At 69.7% G+C, this 16,670-nt stretch carries 10 protein-coding genes and 1 pseudogene; 4 read left to right on the forward strand and 7 right to left on the reverse strand.

Annotation, left to right across the window (positions count from 1 at the left end; genetic code table 11):
* Window positions 1-15 precede the first annotated feature (15 nt).
* The 3 genes from AC3WLF_RS20610 to AC3WLF_RS20620 are packed head-to-tail and all read left to right on the forward strand — an operon-like array spanning window position 16 to window position 4,888.
* Complete coding sequence (locus AC3WLF_RS20610; protein WP_492358747.1) at window positions 16-2,019, forward strand: acetyl/propionyl/methylcrotonyl-CoA carboxylase subunit alpha; 2,004 nt, start codon at window positions 16-18, stop codon at window positions 2,017-2,019.
* The gene (locus AC3WLF_RS20615) at window positions 2,016-3,824 is read left to right on the forward strand and encodes an acyclic terpene utilization AtuA family protein (RefSeq protein WP_492318772.1); all 1,809 of its coding nucleotides are present in this window, start codon (window positions 2,016-2,018) and stop codon (window positions 3,822-3,824) included. The genes AC3WLF_RS20610 and AC3WLF_RS20615 overlap by 4 nt, the downstream gene beginning before the upstream one ends.
* 53 nt (window positions 3,825-3,877) lie before the next feature.
* Complete coding sequence (locus AC3WLF_RS20620; protein WP_492358748.1) at window positions 3,878-4,888, forward strand: tripartite tricarboxylate transporter substrate binding protein; 1,011 nt, start codon at window positions 3,878-3,880, stop codon at window positions 4,886-4,888.
* A gap of 47 nt (window positions 4,889-4,935) precedes the next feature.
* On the opposite strand, the pseudogene AC3WLF_RS20625 reads toward AC3WLF_RS20620, so the two are convergent.
* The 7 genes and pseudogenes from AC3WLF_RS20625 to AC3WLF_RS20655 form a co-directional block, all read right to left on the reverse strand.
* Window positions 4,936-5,925, reverse strand: a pseudogene (locus AC3WLF_RS20625) (acyl-CoA dehydrogenase family protein); the annotation flags it as partial.
* A gap of 59 nt (window positions 5,926-5,984) precedes the next feature.
* Window positions 5,985-8,120, reverse strand: a complete 2,136-nt coding sequence (locus tag AC3WLF_RS20630) for an acetate--CoA ligase family protein (protein WP_492358749.1) — start codon at window positions 8,118-8,120, stop codon at window positions 5,985-5,987.
* Between the two features lie 170 nt (window positions 8,121-8,290).
* Window positions 8,291-9,370: a DUF72 domain-containing protein gene (locus AC3WLF_RS20635; RefSeq protein ID WP_492318769.1), complete on the reverse strand. Its 1,080-nt coding sequence runs from the start codon at window positions 9,368-9,370 to the stop codon at window positions 8,291-8,293.
* Between the two features lie 15 nt (window positions 9,371-9,385).
* Window positions 9,386-10,627: a class I SAM-dependent methyltransferase gene (locus tag AC3WLF_RS20640; protein WP_492351533.1), complete on the reverse strand. Its 1,242-nt coding sequence runs from the start codon at window positions 10,625-10,627 to the stop codon at window positions 9,386-9,388.
* 232 nt (window positions 10,628-10,859) lie between these two features.
* Entirely contained in the window at window positions 10,860-11,498 is a 639-nt protein-coding gene (pdxH, locus tag AC3WLF_RS20645) for a pyridoxamine 5'-phosphate oxidase (protein WP_492318767.1), read from the reverse strand.
* A 143-nt stretch (window positions 11,499-11,641) separates the two neighbouring features.
* On the reverse strand, window positions 11,642-12,835 hold the full coding sequence (locus AC3WLF_RS20650) for an MFS transporter (RefSeq protein ID WP_492318766.1): 1,194 nt from the start codon (window positions 12,833-12,835) through the stop codon (window positions 11,642-11,644).
* A gap of 312 nt (window positions 12,836-13,147) precedes the next feature.
* A complete protein-coding gene (locus AC3WLF_RS20655; protein WP_492318765.1) occupies window positions 13,148-15,499 on the reverse strand; it encodes an AsmA family protein in 2,352 nt (783 codons plus the stop codon).
* Between the two features lie 214 nt (window positions 15,500-15,713).
* On the opposite strand from AC3WLF_RS20655, the gene tcdA reads away from it, so the two are divergent.
* On the forward strand, window positions 15,714-16,583 hold the full coding sequence (gene tcdA, locus AC3WLF_RS20660) for a tRNA cyclic N6-threonylcarbamoyladenosine(37) synthase TcdA (RefSeq protein WP_492358750.1): 870 nt from the start codon (window positions 15,714-15,716) through the stop codon (window positions 16,581-16,583).
* The last annotated feature ends 87 nt before the right edge of the window (window positions 16,584-16,670 follow it).

Consider the following 16,670-nt stretch of genomic DNA (forward strand, 5'->3'; position numbering starts at 1 on the left):
TTCACAGGATTTCCCATGTCTGCTACCCGCCGATCCTTCCATACGCTGCTCGTCGCCAATCGCGGCGAGATCGCGGTGCGCATCATGCGCACCGCCCGCCGCCTCGGGCTGGCCACCGTGGCCGTATATTCCGAAGCCGACCGCCACAGCCCGCACCTTGCCTGCGCCGACCGTGCCGTGTGCATCGGCGCGGCCGCGCCGCGCGAGTCGTACCTGAACCTTGCCGCCATCATCGAAGCTGCCCGCGCCAGCGGTGCCGATGCGGTCCACCCCGGCTATGGCTTCCTGGCCGAGAACGCCGCCTTTGCCGAGGCGGTCAGCGCCGCCGGCCTGGTCTTCGTCGGCCCGCCCGCCGCGGCGATCCGCGCCATGGGCAACAAGGCCGAAGCCAAGCGGCTGATGCTGGCTGCCGACATGCCGTGCGTGCCCGGCTACCAGGGGGCCGCGCAGGATGACGCCACGCTGCTGGCCGAGGCCGGGTCCATCGGCTTCCCCCTGATGGTCAAGGCCGCGGCGGGCGGCGGCGGGCGCGGCATGCGGCTGGTGCGCGACGCGGCGGCGCTGCCCGCGGCGCTGTCGAGCGCACGCTCCGAGGCGGCGGCTGCCTTCGGCTGCGACGAGCTGATCCTCGAGCGCGCCGTGATCGCGCCGCGCCACGTCGAGATCCAGGTCTTTGCCGATACTCACGGCAATGTCATCCATCTCGGCGAGCGCGACTGCTCCGTGCAGCGCCGCCACCAGAAGGTCATCGAGGAAGCACCGTCGCCCGCGGTCGGCCCGGTGCTGCGCGCGCGCATGGGCGAGGCCGCCGTGCGCGCGGTCAAGGCCATCGGCTACGTCGGCGCCGGCACCATGGAGTTCCTGCTCGATGCCGAGGGCAGCTTCTACTTCATGGAGATGAACACCCGGCTGCAGGTCGAACACGCCGTGACCGAGGCCATCACCGGCTTCGACCTGGTCGAATGGCAACTGCGCGTGGCGGCAGGCGAGCCGCTGCCGGTCACGCAGGACCAGGTCCGGCTCAACGGCCATGCCATCGAAGTGCGACTCACCGCCGAGGACGTGCCGGCCGGCTTCCTGCCGCAGGGTGGGCCGCTGCTGCGCTGGCGCCCGCCTGCCGCCGGCCGCGACGTGCGTGTGGACCATGCGCTGGAAGAGGGCGGTGCCATCCCCACCCACTATGACTCGATGGTTGCCAAGCTGGTCGCGCATGGCGCCGACCGCGAAGACGCGCGCCGCAAGCTGCTGCGCGCGGTGCAGGACTGCACGCTGCTGGGCGTGCCGACCAACCAGGGGTTCCTGGCCGCGTGCCTGGCGCACCCGGCATTCGCCGGCAATGACGTGCATACGGGCTTTGTCGACACCCATATGCAGGCGGCGCTGCAGGCCCCGGTGCCTCCGGTGCATGTGACGGCAAGCGCCGCGCTGGCCGCGTCGGGGCTGCTGGGCGGCAACGGCAAGCCGGCCACGCTTGCGCGTGCGGCCTCCAGCGTGGTGCTGAATGCGGCCGGCAAGGACTGGGAAGCGTTCCTGCGCGTGTGCGCCGACGGCTGGCGCGTGAGCCTGTGCCAGCGCGGTGAAGACCACCCGCCGGTGGAATGCAGGCTGCGCGTGCTGCGCGCCGATGCCGCCAGCGGCACGGCCCTGGTCGAATGCGACGGCGTGGCCTATCCGCTGGTGTTCGCCGCCGAAAAGCACGCCCTGCACCTGTTCCAGTCCGGCCGCGCCTGGCACTTCCCGCTGCACGATCCGCGCCGCCGCCGCGATGCCGGCGACGCCGACGGCGTGCTGCAGGCGCCGCTGACGGCCCGCATCGTCGCGGTCAATGTGGCCGAGGGCGACCACGTGCAAGCGGGCCAGGCGCTGGTGGTGCTGGAGGCCATGAAGATGGAGCACGCCATCGTGGCGCCGTTTGCCGGCGTGGTGGCGGAACTGCCGGCGCGCGCCGGCGGGCAGGCCAGTGCCGGGTCGTTGCTGGCACGGGTGGAGGCCGATGTGGCCGCAAAGGAGGAAGCATGAGCGAATCCGTGCAAGGCGAAGCGCGCGCCGGCAAGACTGTGCGCATCGGTGGCGCTTCCGGCTTCTGGGGCGATTCCGCCATCGCCACGCCGCAACTGCTGGCAGTGCCCGGCCTGCAATACCTGGTCTATGACTACCTGGCCGAGACCACCATGTCGATCCTGGCACGCGCCCGCGCCAAGGATCCGGCGCAGGGATACGCCACCGACTTCGTGCACGCGGCGATGGGGCCGAACCTCGGTGAAATCCTGCGGCGGGGCATCCGTGTCGTTGCCAATGCCGGCGGCCTCAATCCGCACGGCTGCCGCGACGCACTGCTCAAGGTGGCGGCGCAGCAGGGACTGTCGCCGCGCATCGCGGTGGTCAGCGGCGACGACGTGCAGCCGCGCTTCGCGCAGTGGTGCGCCGAGGGTCTGACTGACCTTGCCGGCAATCCGGTGCCAACCACCGAGCCCTGGTCGGCCAACGCCTACACCGGCGCGCAAGGCATTGCCCGCGCGCTGGCGCTGGGCGCGGACATCGTCATTGCCGGGCGCTGCGTCGATAGCGCCGTCGTGGTGGGCGCGCTGGCCCACGAGTTCGGCTGGAACTGGACCGACTGGGACCGCCTCGCCGCCGGCACGCTGGCGGGCCACGTGATCGAGTGCGGCGCCCAGGCCACGGGCGGGCTGTTTACCGACTGGCAGCGCGTGCCCGGGTGGGAGCGCATGGGGTATCCCGTGATCGACTGCGCGCACGACGGCAGCTTCGTGCTGAGCAAGCCAGAGGGCACTGGGGGACTGGTCGACCCGGCCGCGGTCGCGGAACAGGTGCTGTACGAGGTCGGCGATCCCGCCAACTACCTGATGCCGGACGTGACCTGCGACTTCCGCATGGTGCGCACCGAACTGGTCGAGGCCGGGCGCGTACGCGTGCATGGCGCGCGTGGCCGGGCACCTGGCACGCACTACAAGGGCAATGCCACCTGGCAGGACGGCTACCAGATCAGCCTGATGATGGCGATCCGCGGCATCGATGCCCCCGCCAAGGCGCGCCGCACTGCGGAGGCGCTGCTGGCGCGCACCCGTGCCATGCTGGCAGAACGCCAGATGCCGGACTACACCGAGACCGTGGTCGAGCTGCTCGGCTGCGAATCGCAATATGGCCCGCATGCGCGCGCATTGCCGACGCGGGAAGTGGTGCTGCGCATCGGCGCGCGCCATCCGCTCGCCAGGGGGCTGAGCTTCCTGCAGCGCGAATGCTCTTCTGCGGGGACGTCCATGGCGGCGGGCACGCGCTCTTCCTTCGCGGGTCGGGTCGACATCCAGCCCGTGGTGAAGGTGTTCTCCTTCCTGGTGCCCAAGCCGGAGGTGCCGATGCGCGTGGAGTTCGAGGCTGGCGAGATCCTGCTGCCCAACGCGGCAGTGAGCGCGCCGCAGGCGATGCCGCCGCTCGCGCTCGAGGCGCCGGCATCGCCTGCGCTTCCCCGCGAGCCGCGCGTCGAGCGGCCACTGGTCACGCTCGCCTATGCGCGCAGCGGCGACAAGGGCGATGACGAGAACATCGGCGTGATCGCCCGCAAGCCTGAGTACCTGGCACTGCTGCGCGAGCAGCTCACCCCGCAAGCCGTGCGCGCGTACTTTGCCCACCTGGTGCAGGGCGAGGTCGAGCGCTTCGACGTGCCTGGCCTGCACGCGCTGAACTTCCTGATGCACGGCGCGTTGGGCGGTGGCGGCGTGGCGAGCCTGCGCTCGGACCCGCTGGGCAAGAGCTACGCGCAGATGCTGCTGGACTTTCCGCTATCCGTACCCCGCAGCTGGGCATAGACCCGGCCAGAGACCTTGCGCGCCGGCACTGGCGCGCGCAACCAGGAGGAGACATGATCCGACCCAAGCCCGACACGCGCATCCGGCGCCAGCTATGCCTGGGCCTGTTCGCAGGACTGGCCGCAGGCAGCCTCGCCGGCCCCATGCCCGCCATGGCGCAGGGCGACGCTTATCCCAACCGCCCGATCCGCGTGGTCGTGCCGTACACGCCCGGTGGTGTGTCGGACGCCGTGACGCGGCTGGTGATGCAGAAGCTGGCGGAACGCATCGGCCAGCCGGTGGTGGTGGAGAACCGCCCCGGCGCCAACGGCATGATCGGCTCGGAGAACGTCGCCAGGTCCGCGCCGGACGGCTACTCGCTGCTGGTGGTGGTGGCCGGGCACGCCATCAACCCGAGCCTGTATCCGAAGATGAGCTATGACCCGCTCAAGGACCTCACCGGCGTCAGCATGATCGGGCGGATTCCGCTGCTGCTGGTCTCCAGCGCGCAGCTGCCGCCGACCACGGTGAAAGAGCTGGTGGGCTGGGGCAAGGCCAATCCCGCGAAGATGACCTTTGCCTCCAGCGGCAATGGCTCCGGCGCGCACCTGGCGGGCGAGCTGTTCGCGCAGTCGGTCGGCATGAAGATGACGCACGTGCCTTACAAGGGCATTGCGCCGGCGCTGCCTGATTTGTTCTCGGGGCAGGTCGCCATCATCTTCGATTCGGTGCAGACCATGATGCCGCAGGTGAAGGCGGGCAAGGTGCGCGCGCTGGCGATCTCCAGCCCGACGCGCTGGCCGGCCGCGCCGGAGGTGCCGACCATGGCCGAAGCCGGTTATCCGGGCGTCACGGCAGGCAGCTGGATCGGCCTGATCGCACCGGCGATGACGCCGCCGGCGGTGCAGGCAAGGCTGGCCCGGGAAATGGAAGCGGTGCTGCAGCAGCCTGACGTACGGTCAAGGCTGATCGACTATGGGATTGATCCGGTCGGCGGCAAGCCGGAGCAGTTCCAGGCGTTCATCAAGGCCCAAGCGGTGCGATGGGGTGAAGTGGTGAAGAAAAGCGGAGTGCGGCTGGAGTAAGAGGAAGGCGGCTGCGGACGGCACCTGGCGACGCCGTCCGCAGCCTGCTACAGGCTCAGTTGCTTCGCTGCCAGGTCCTTCATGATTTCCTCGGCGCCGCCGCCGATCATCATCACCTCGACCTCGCGATACAGGCGCTCCACCCGGCTGCCGCGCATATAGCCCATCCCGCCCAGCAACTGCACCGCGCGGTCCGCGCAGAACTGGAAAGTGCGCGTGGCCATGTTCTTGGCCATCGCGATCTGCGCCACCGGCGCGGCGCCGTCGTCCAGGCGCGCGGCCAGGTCGTCCAGCAGGGCGCGCGTGGATTCGATGCGCGTGGCCATGTCCACCAGCTGGTGGCGCACCACCTGGTGGTCGGCCAGCCGCTTGCCGAAGGTGCGCCGTCCGCGCGCCCACGCCAGCGCGTCATGGAAGCAGACCTGCGCATAGCCGCAAGCGGCTGCGGCCAGCGCCAGCCGCTCGTGGTTGAAATTCTTCGTGATGGCGGCAAAGCCCTTGCCTTCCTCGCCGATCAGGTTCTCCACCGGAACGCGGCACCCGTCGAAGAACAGCTGCGCGGTGTCGGATGCCCACCAGCCCATCTTCTTCAGCGGCGTGCGCGCCAGGCCCGGCGTATCGCCCTCGATCAGCAGCAGCGACACGCCGCCGGAACCCGGGCCGCCGGTGCGCACTGCCACGGTGAAGTAGTCGGCGCGCATGCCTGAGGTGCTGTAGAGCTTGGTGCCGTTGACCACGTAGTGGCCGCCCTCGCGCCGCGCGCTGGCGGAAAGCTGCGCCACGTCGGAGCCGGCGTCGGGCTCGGTGATGGCGAGCGCGGAGATCTTCTCGCCGGCAAGGATCTGCGGCAGCACGCGCGCCTTCAGCGCTTCGCTGCCCACCGCGGCGATCGGCGGCGCGCCGATGGTGTGCGAGAACAGCCCCGAGGCGATTCCGCCCGAGCCGCCCCAGGCGCGCTCTTCGAACAGGATCATGCGATAGAAGGCATCGCATGGGGCGCCACCGTATGCTTCCGGAAAGCCCGGCTGCAGCAGGCCGGAGACTTCGGCTTCGGTGCCGAGGCGCTGCAGCGCCACCTTGCGTGCCAGTTGGCGGATCATGGATTGGCCGTCAGGCCGAGGACCAGGGCATCGAGGGCGACGGCGCCGCGTCCGGCAGCGCGCACCAGCAGGGGATTCACTTCCATTTCGGCGAGGCTGTCGCCCAGCGACATGGTGGCGTCGGAGAGCGCGGCGATCGCGTCGGCCGCCGCATCGATGTCGGCCGCGGGCTTGCCGCGGAAGCCGGTCATCAGCCGGTAGCCGCGCAGGCTGGCCAGCATGTCGCGCGCCATGGCGCGGTCCACCGGCAGCAGCCGGTGCGCGACGTCGTGGAAGATCTCGGTGAAGATCCCGCCCATGCCTACCGTCATGGCCGGGCCGAAGACCGGATCGCGCGTTACGCCGACGATCAGCTCGCACACGCCGCTCGCCATTTGCTGCACCAGCACGCCGCGCTGTCGTGCCTGCGGCAGGGCTTGCGCGGCGGCGGCAGCGACCTCGGCCGCCGCCTCGCGCACCTGTTGCGCGTTGGCCAGTCCCAGCCGGACGCCGCCGACCTCGGTCTTGTGCACGATGTCCGGGCTCAGCACTTTCACTGCGACCGGGAAGCCGATGGCTTCGGCGGCGCGCGCGGCGTCGTCGGGCGTGGCCGCGGCCGCCTCCGCGCCGACCGGCACGCCGAAGCCCGCCAGCCACTGCTTGGCCTGGTGCTCGTCCATGGCGGCGGAAGGCGCACGGGCGGCCGCGTCGGCGCCGGCCCGCGCGCGCAGCGCCATCCAGTGCGCGGTCGGCGCCGCCGTGCCGAGCCAGCCCACGTATGTGCCCAGGGCCCGCGCCGCGCGTGCGCAATCCGGGAACAGCGCCACACCGGCTTCGGCCAGCCGTGCGCGGCTGGCCGGCTCGCCCGTGGTGGCGACCACGATCAGGCGATCGGTCTTGCCCGCCACCTCGATCAGCTCGTCGGCCACGCGATCGAGCAGGTAGGCGGTGGCGTAGAGGAAGATGACGTCGATGCCGTCAGTGGCGGCAAGCTTGTCGAGCACGGCGTAGGCCAGGCCGCTGCGGTTGAACAGCTGGCCGGTCAGGTCGACGGGGTTCGCCACTGCGCCGAGCTCCGGCACGCCCGCCAGCAGGCGCTGCTGGACCGCCTCGGGCAGGCGCGGCACGTCGAGTCCGGCCGCGCTGAGCAGGTCAGCCGACAGCGCACCCATCGCGCCCGACACGGAAGCCACCACCACCCGGCGCCCCGCGCTGCGCTGGCGGAAGCCGGCCAGGTATGCCAGGTCGGTCAGGTGGGTCGGATCACTCGCCTGCATCGCGCCGACCTGGGCGAAGGCGGCGCGGTAGATGGCCTGGTTGCCGGCCAGCACAGCGGTATGGGATTGCGTAGCCGCCGATCCCGCCTCGCTCTCGCCGGCCTTCAGCAGGATCAGCGGCTTGTCTGCCGCGCGCAGGCGCGCCGCGGCTTCGATGAAGCCACTGCCGTTGCGCAGGCCCTCAACGTAACCGACCACAGCCGCGGTTTGCGCATCGTCCGCGAGGTAGTCGAGGTAATCCGCATAGTCTAGGCAGGCTTCGTTGCCGGTATTGATGAACTGGTGGAAGCCCACGTCCATCTGCCTTCCGGTGGCGTAGACGATGGCGCAGACGTTGCCGCTCTGGGTCAGCAGGCTCACGGCACCCGGGCCGTCCTGCGGCGGGAACGCGCGGAAGGTGGTGGCAAATGCGGTGATGGCGCGCGTGGTCAGGTTGGCCAGCCCCATGCAGTTGGGTCCGGCGATCGCCATGCCGCTGTCGCGGGCGAAGGCCGCAAGTGCGGCCTGGCGCCCGGCACCCGCTGCGCCGGCCTCGGCAAAGCCCGAGGCGTAGACGATGGCGGCACGGATGCCGCGGGCATGGCAGCGCTGCAGCTGCGGCAGCACCTCGTCCGCGCCGAGCGCCAGCACCGCCACGTCAGGCACCTGCGGCACGGATTCGATATCGGGATAGCACGCCAGGCCGGCGATCTCGCCATAGCGCGGATTGACCGGATACACCTGGCCCTGGTATCCAAGGCGCTGCAGGTGGTCCAACGCCACGCCGCCGATGCGGCTGGTATCGCGCGAGGCGCCGATCACGGCTATCGAGGCAGGATCAAGCAGCTGCGGCAGGGCGGCGCGGCCCGGTGTGCGCGCCGTAGTGGGAAGGGGCATCGTCGTCTCCATCCTTCCTCGGTCGGAAGGTGCCCCGATTCAAGCCGATCGCGTGGGTGGCGACAAGCGCATGGCCTCCAGCTGTGCACATTATGCACAAGTCTTCAGGCAGTGATGGCCGTTGCCCGCGGGAGCGTCCTATCGGCCACTGTGCACCGGTCGCCAGCCATTCACCGCGCCAGCCTCGCAATGATCGCCTCGGCCAGGCGCACGCAACTCAGCGGCGCGCAGCCCTCGGCGTTGTTGCTGACAATGACGATGGCAGGCTGCCCCGCGCGCAGCGTGCGCGCCACTACATCGGCGATGGCATGGCGGGTGTCGGGGTCGTCGTCGACGATGCGGTCGAAGGGTGCGTAGAGCTTTTCCGCGTAGGCGTAGGGCCGGCCCCCATGCAGCATCCAGCGCAGCACCAGCGGGCCTGGCGCTTCCTCGTCCATCAGCGCCTGCGCCGCGGCCTGGCGCGGCACCGGCGGCAGGCGGTCGCGTGCCGACAGGCAGAAGCGCACCCCGTGGCGGCGCAGCAGCCGGATATAGCGTGGCGTCAGCAATGCCGGGTCGCGCAGCTCTACCGTGTAGCACGCATGCGGGGTGATCGACGGATCGAGTGCCGGCAGCGCGCCCAGGAAGGCATCGAGCCGTTCCAGGAACACGGCGCTGTCGGCCAGCGGACCCATCGGCGACAGCTGGAACAGCAGCGGCCCGCATTTGCTGCCCAGCCCGCTGGTGGCGGGCACGATGAAGTCGCGCACCGCGATCTCGGCATCGAGGAAGGCGGCGTTGGCCAGCCGGCCGGCGCCGTCGGAGCCGCGCAGCCAGGCATCGCAGACGCTGGCGGGCGCCTTGACCAGGAAGCGGAAGCCGTCGGGGACCTGCGCGGCATAGGACAGGTAGTCCGCCAGCGGGATCGGCCCGTAGAAGCCGCGGTCGATGCCGGCGGCGCGCAGCAGCGGATGGCGCGAATACGCGGAAAGGCCCTTGCGCGACAGCAGGCTGTCGCCGTACTCGCCGTCATAGACCAGCCCGTTCCAGCCGGGGTAGGCCCAGGAGGACGTGCCGAAGTACAGGTTCGATGGCAGCTGCGCAGCGAGCGCGCGCAGGGTTTCGTCCGCCTGTGCGGGTTGCACGCTCTTGCCACGCGCAGGTTTGCCGGAGGGGGCGGGCGGGACGGCCGCGCCCGGGTGGGAAGCGGGCCGTTCCGGAGGGGCAGTTGGGGCGGGCAGGGGCAGCCCGCCAAAGAGGTCTTCAGTCAAACGTCAGCGTTGCCTTCAGTCGTTGCGGCCAATTGGTTGGTCGTAGATATAGCGGCGGGACCACGGCAGCGTATCGGCCGGCAGCCCGGCCTTGTGGCAGAGCACCTGGTAGATCGACATCTTCTCGGTCTCGAAGGCATGTGCGCAGCCGGCCAGGTAGACCCGCCAGATGCGGTATTTCTTCTCGCCGACCAGGCTGCGGATGGTGTCGCCGCGGGCCTCGAAGTTGTCGGCCCAGTAGTGCAGCGTCTGCGCGTAGTGGCGGCGCAGCAGTTCGACGTCGAAGGCTTCCAGCCCGCCTTGCTGCAGCGTGCGCAGCACCAGCCCGATATGCGGCAGCTCGCCCTGCGGGAACACATAGCGGTCCATGAACTCGGCGCCGTCCATCGGCGTCGCGCCGTTGTCGGGGTCGGGCGAGGTGATGCCGTGGTTCATCACATAGCCGTCGTCGGCCAGCAGTTCGCGGATGCGGCTGAAGTAGCCGGGCAGGTTGTCCTTGCCCACATGCTCGAACATGCCGACGCTGGTGATGCGGTCGAAGGTGCCGGCGGTGTCGCGGTAGTCCTGCAGCCGGATCTCGATGCGGTCGGACAGGCCCGCGGCCCTGACGCGCTCGGTGGCCAGGTCGAACTGGTTCTGCGACAGCGTGATGCCCACGCAGCGCGCACCGAACTTCTGCGCGGCGCGCAGCACCAGTGCGCCCCAGCCGCAGCCGATGTCGAGCAGCGTCTGGTCCGGCTGCAGCCGGATCTTGGTCAGGATGTGGTCGATCTTCTTGATTTGCGCCGTGGCCAGGTCTTCGTCGCCGTGCTCGAAGTAGGCGCAGGAGTAGACCATGTTGGGGTCGAGCCAGAGCTGGTAGAAGTCGTTGGAGACGTCGTAGTGGTACTGGATCGAGTTCTTGTCTTCCTGCTTGGTATGCGTGAAGTGCTGCGCCACCTTGAACAGCGCGCCGCCGGCGCGGTGCGTGGCCGCGGCCGAGAAGCCGTAGGCGACCTTGATGATGTCCGTCAGCCTGCCCTCGAAGTCGATTTTCTCCTGCACATACGCTTCGCCCAGGTTGTCCAGGCTCGGCGTCAGCAGCAGCGGCAGGGCCGCGGCTTCGCGTACGGTCAGCGTGACAGCCGGCTTGTCGAAGTGCCCGAGCGGGTATTCGGTGCCATTCCACAGCCGCAAGCTGACCGGCAGATTGGCATTCTCTCGCAGGTCGGCGATCCAGTTGTCGAGTTGCTTTTCCAGGGCTTGCTTGAAGAACATGCGCTTTACCTCCCGATGGTTGCGGCACACACTGCGGCCGACGCATCAGACAAGGTTGGTACTGAGCTGGAACCTTGCCCAATCCGTCTCGAGCGCTGCAAGAAAAGAGTAACCAAGCGACGCCGGTCTCACTTTAGTCCAATTCCGCAGCTTGTGCAGCGCACCGTCCGGAAGACCCCACTACCGACCCGTTCGGCGCAGTTGGCGCATGTTCAGGCGCGTGCCAACCGTTTCAGGGCGACAGCCGCACGATCTGCCAGTCGCCGCCGGGTTGCAGGCGGAAGGCAATGCGGTCGTGCAGCCGCGACGGGCGGCCCTGCCAGAACTCGAGCGCGGTCGGCACCAGGCGGTAGCCGCCCCAGTGCGGCGGGCGCGGCGGGTTTTCGCCGAACTTGCTGCGGTATTCCTGCTCGCGCTGCTCCAGCACGTCGCGGCCGGGCACCTCGCGGCTTTGCGCAGAGGCCCAGGCGCCCACGCGCGAGCCCAGCGGGCGCGTGGCGAAATAGGCGTCGCTCTCGTCGTCCGAGACTTTTTCGACGTGCCCTTCGACGCGTACCTGGCGCTCCAGCTGCACCCAGTGGAACAGCAGCGCCGCGCGCGGGTTTGCCGCCAGGTCCAGGCCCTTGCGGCTTTCATAATTGGTGAAGAAGGTGAAGCCGCGGTCGTCGATGCCCTTGAGCAGCACGATGCGCGCGGATGGCTGGCCGTCGGCGTCGACCGTGGCCAGGGTCATGGCATTGGGTTCGGGCAGCTTGGCCGTGACCGCCTCGTCGAACCAGCGTTTGAACTGGCTCAGCGGGTCGGGCGCCACGTCGGTTTCGGACAGAGAGCCCAGCACATAGGTACGGCGAAGGTCGGCAAGTTGAGTCATGTCGCAATCATCAGGATATCGGTCGGGATGCGCGGTGCGCCCGGGGGCGGGGCCGCAGGTCCGGCTGATTCGAGTATAGCGAATGCATCGGGGATCGCATTTGCGTGGCGACAAGCGTATCGGCAGCGCCACCTGCCGCGGGGCTAAACCGGCGGTGGCAGCACCTTGCGCCCCTGGCGCCGCGAGTAGTAACCGGCCGCGCCCATCGCGCCCGCCATCGACAGGAAGATCGGCAGCATGCCCAGCGCCGTGCCGACCACGCCAAACGTGAGCGGCCACACCACCTGGCTGGTATTGAGCACCGCCGAGCGCAGCCCCAGTGCCTCGCCGGCGCGCCCGTGCGGCGACGCCGTGTGCAGGATGTTCATGACATTGGGCTGGGCGCTGCCCAGCGCAAGGCCGAGCACGAAGGCCAGCCCGCACATCAGCCAGAACTGCGTGACGAAGGGGTAGGCCAGGTAGGCCAGCGCACCCACCAGCAGCGCGCTGCGGATGATCTTCCATTCCGAGAGCCGGCGCGACAGCGCCGGCATCGCCACGCGGATGGCAAAGGTGGCAATGGCGAAAGCGCCCAGCACCCAGCCGATCGACGACGGCGACAGGCCGATGCGCGAGCCCTGGATCGGGATCAGGAAGGCGTGCAGGTCCCATGCGGCGGACAGCACCGCGCTGGCGATGAAGACCGCGCGCAGCTCGGGTTGCTGCAGCAGGTCCAGCGTGGAGCGGCGGCTGCCGTCCTCGATGGCGATGCGCCCGGCATTGCCGCCGTGCGCCGGCAGGCGCGGACGCAGCCATTGCAGGCCGGCCTGGCCGACCAGTGCCACCGCCACCAGCACCATGAAGGCGGGGCGGAAGCCCGCATGCTCGATCACGTAGCCCATCGTCACCGGCCCGAGCGTGCCGGACACCGACAGCCCCAGCGCATGCCAGGTGTAGTTGCGCAGCCGGGTCTCATTGGTGGAGACCTGGCCGATCAGCAGCTGCATCGCCACCTGCACCAGCATGAAGCCCACGCCGATCAGCGCGCATGACAGGTACAGCGCGCCGAGGTCGTGCCAGAGCGCCGGCAGCAGCGTGCCCGCCACCACCATCAGCGAGCCCGCGGTCATCGGCTTGCGCGGCCCGATCTCGTCGATGCGCTTGCCGGCGCGGATTGCCAGCAGCATCGGCAGCAGCGCATACAGCGACATCAGCACGCCGAGCGTGACGGTGGAGGCTTTGAGGGAGATCGCGAACAGCGACACCACCACGCGGCTGGCGTTGAAGGCCACGTGGTTGCACACCGTCAGCGCGATCAGCCAGGTGATCGGCGGGACGGCGGCGTGCGGCAGCGACATGGGAACGGGGGCTCGCGGTGGCCGCGCTCATGGCGGCCGGCGGCCGTGCCGAGGCGGGAAACAAAGAGGAAACAAAGGGCGGCCGCAGCCGCGCCTTCAGAAGGATGCAGCGGGCGAACCCGCACCGCACCCGATGCTTGCCATGCTTAAACTTCTTGTAAATGGCCGTTTAATTATGCGCCCGGCGTGGGCGCGGCACAACGGCTGCGTGCGGCAGGATGTCGCAGCGTGGCAAAGTGTTGCGATTTTGCTTCAGACAATGGCGGACATGTGGCCGCCAGGCGACGCGCCAGTGCACTGGTTGCGCGCACCTCAACCGCCCTTGTGCAGGGCGTCGCTGTCCGGGCGCGCCGGCGCTGGCGCCGGCTTGCGCACCTCGCGCTCGCTGGGGCGTGCCGGCTCGCGGGTCTGGGCGTCAGCCTGCGCGGCGGTGCCCGGCGTTTCCTTCGGGATCGGCTTGCCGGCGGTCATGCCGGCAGTCTTGCCGGTGCTGGGATCCTTGTAGGTCTTGCCCGGCGGCGGCGCGACCGGGCGCTTGCGCAGGTCGGCCAGCAGCGTTGCGCACAGGTTGTCTTCGCCGCCCGGCGACAGGTCCACCAGCGGCAGCACCGCCGTCGCCACCGGTGCCAGCAGCGCCAGCGACAGCGCGCCGCCGGCGCGCAGCGCCAGCACCCCGATATCGGGGCTGACGGACGGCTTCTTCATGGTGCCGCCCACGTACAGCGGCGAGCGCAGCGAGAACACGCGCAGGCCCTTGGAGTCCGGGTGGATGGTCAGCGCCAGCCTTTCATTGCGCAGGTCGATGCCGCCGGTGGTCTCGATTACCGCATCTTCCGTATCGAGCACGAAGGTGCGCGCGCGCGCGATGCCGTCGGTGAAGGCAAAGTCGCTGACGCCGCAGTTGATCCGCACCGGCCTGTCGCCGAACAGCTTGCGGATCACCACGCTGCCCACGTTCAGCCCCATCGCTTCAAGCAGGAACTTGCTGACCGTGCCGTTCTCGACCAGCAGCTTGGCTTCGCCGTTGGAAGAGGCCATCAGCGCCGCCACTGAATTGCCTGTGGCCGAGAGCTTGGCGCTGCCGTTGAGTTCGCCGATGCTGGTGCGCATCAGGTCAAAGGTGGGGAACAGCTGCTTGAGCTTCATGTGCCGCGCGGTCATGTCGACCGTGGCCCCCATCGGCTCGCGCTTGCCGTCCAGGCGCATGGTCGACACCAGGTTGCCGCCAGCCACGCCGAAATTCAGCGGGTCCAGCAGCAGCACGCCGTCCTGCAGCTTCAGGTGCGTGACCAGGTCGGTGATCGGCAGGTCGGCATCGCGGATGATGCGCTTGCCGGTAAAGCGCACGTCGGCGTCGATCTCGTCCCAGCGCTCGGTGCGGAATGGCGCCACCGGCAGGGCCTTGTCGGTCGGCTGAGCCACCGGGCTGTCCTTGGCGGGGCGGCCGGGCTTGGCATCGGCGCCGATCAGCGGGGCCAGGTCGACGAAGCGCAGCTGGTTGGACACCAGGGTGCCGGCCAGCAGCGGACGCGGCTCGCGCTTGGTGAAGGTCAGCGTGCCAGACAGGTCGCTGCCACCGACACGGCCGGTGAACTTCTGGTATTCGTAGATCGAGCCTTGCTTGCGCAGCGTCGCCATCAGCCGGCCGCGGGTCTGGTAGGGGGGCGTGGACGGCAGCACCACGCCGGTCAGCGCATAGAGCTTGGCCATGCTGTCGCCGGTCAGGGTCAGGTGCACGTCCAGCGCGGCCAGGTGGGCCGGGTTGGTCACGGTGCCTTCGATCACGGCGCGGGTGGTGCCCACGCGCACATCGGCCAGGAGCGGGAACGGCACGTCGGTGTTGCGCAGGCTCAGCACCGTGCCGGCCTTGCCGCTGGCGTTGATGGTGGCCTCGTTGTAGCGGCCGGTGGCTTTCCAGCGCACGCCGTAGCGGTCGTCGGGGCCCTTGGCCGTGGCCGGCGGGGCGGAAGCGCCCGGCGCCGAAGCCGCTGGCGCGGAGGCTGCCCTGGCCGCGCCGGGTGCACTGGCCGGGGGCCCTGGCGGCACCGCAGAGGCCTCGGGCGCCACCAGCGCGCCGTCGCGGGCCTTGTCATAGAGCGGGCTGCCGCCGATGGTGTCGAGCTCCGCCTGCAGCTCGATCTTCTTGAACTGGTCGGCCAGCGCCAGGTTGCCGCGCGCCAGCACCACCTCGCCGATATCCAGCTCCCATTCGGACGGGCCCTTCTTGGGGCCGAACTCGAGGGTCCAGTTGTTGCGGGCGTCCGGCAGGCGCTCCAGCCACACCGCCGGGCTGTCGACGACGATGGTCGGCACCGCGATCTGGTGCGCCAGCAGCGGTATCGGACGCAGCACGAAGATCAGTTCGCGCACGGTCGCCAGATGAGGCTGTTTGGCCCAGTCGGTATTGCCGATGGTGATGTCGCGCGCCGACAGGCGCGGCCATGGCACCAGCGTATGCCAGCCTTTCTCGCCTTCGCCGCGGCGCCAGGTCACGGTCAGGTCGCCGTTGATGGCAAAGGGGCGGCCGATGGCCTCGGTGACGCGGTCGTTGAGCCAGGGCTTGAGGCGGTTCCAGTCGAAGGTCAGGATCACGACCACCAGCAGCGCGATCAGCGCAACCGGTGTCAGCACACTCCACAGAACAACCTTGCGGCGCACGGGCATGAGGCGGGCTCTCCTGTCTGGCGGGGGGCAGGGCCGGGGCCGCCCACGCCAGCGCGGGGCGGCGAACGGACCACTGCACGTCTATTGTATAGTTGCGCGCTTCTCGTCTTTGTCGGGGATTGGCTGACATCGCCGCCGGAAAATGCCGGATTCTTGCCCCGGCGCAGCCAGGCGCCGACCCCCAGCCGCTCTCCATTGACCCGATTCCTCCAGCATGAACGATGCCGCACACGACCTGGCCGGCCTGCCCAAGCCGCTGACCCACGAAAGCCCGGCCGAGGATGACTACCACCGCCGCTTCGGCGGCGTGGCAAGGCTCTACGGCGCCGCCGGCCTGGCCCGCCTGGAGGCGGCCAGCGTGTGCGTGGTCGGCATTGGCGGCGTCGGCAGCTGGGCGGCCGAGGCGCTGGCGCGCAACGCGGTCGGGCGCATCACGCTGATCGACCTGGACCATATCGCGCTGTCCAACACCAACCGCCAGATCCATGCGCTGGGCGATGCCTACGGGCGCGCCAAGGTCGAGGCGATGGCCGAGCGCATCGTGGCCATCAACCCGCGTTGCCAGGTGACGCAGGTCGATGATTTCGTCACGCCGGACAACGTGCCCGGGCTGCTCGGCGCCGGCTATGACTACGTCATCGACGCCATCGACGCAGTGCGCGTCAAGACCGGGATGCTTGGCTGGGCCCGGCGCCAGGGCGTGCCGGTAATCACCTGCGGCGGCGCGGGCGGCCAGCTCGACCCCACGCGCGTGCGCATCGACGACCTGGCGCGCACGATCCAGGACCCGCTGCTGTCCAAGGTGCGCGCCGGCCTGCGCAAGCAATGGGGCTTCACGCGCGACCCGAAGAAGAAGTTCGGCATCGCCGCCGTCTATTCGGACGAGCCGCTGCAATACCCCGAACCCGAGCAGCAGGCCTGCGAGATCGACGAGGCGCCGCCGCTGGACGGGCAGCCGGGCCAGCCAGCCATGCGCGGCCCGCAGGGGCTGGCGTGCGCGGGCTTTGGCTCGTCGGTGGCGGTGACGGCGGTATTCGGCTTTGTCGCGGCGTCGGCGGTGATCGGCGAGATCGCGCGCGGCTGAAGCCGCCCGGGCCGCTTGTATGTTCAAACCAGACCAGTGCGGTAAAGTCTGAGCGTCGTTTAGACGGCCAGACCGGCCCGTGTAGTT

The organism is Cupriavidus sp. FW306-01-F10A (genome assembly GCF_058782785.1).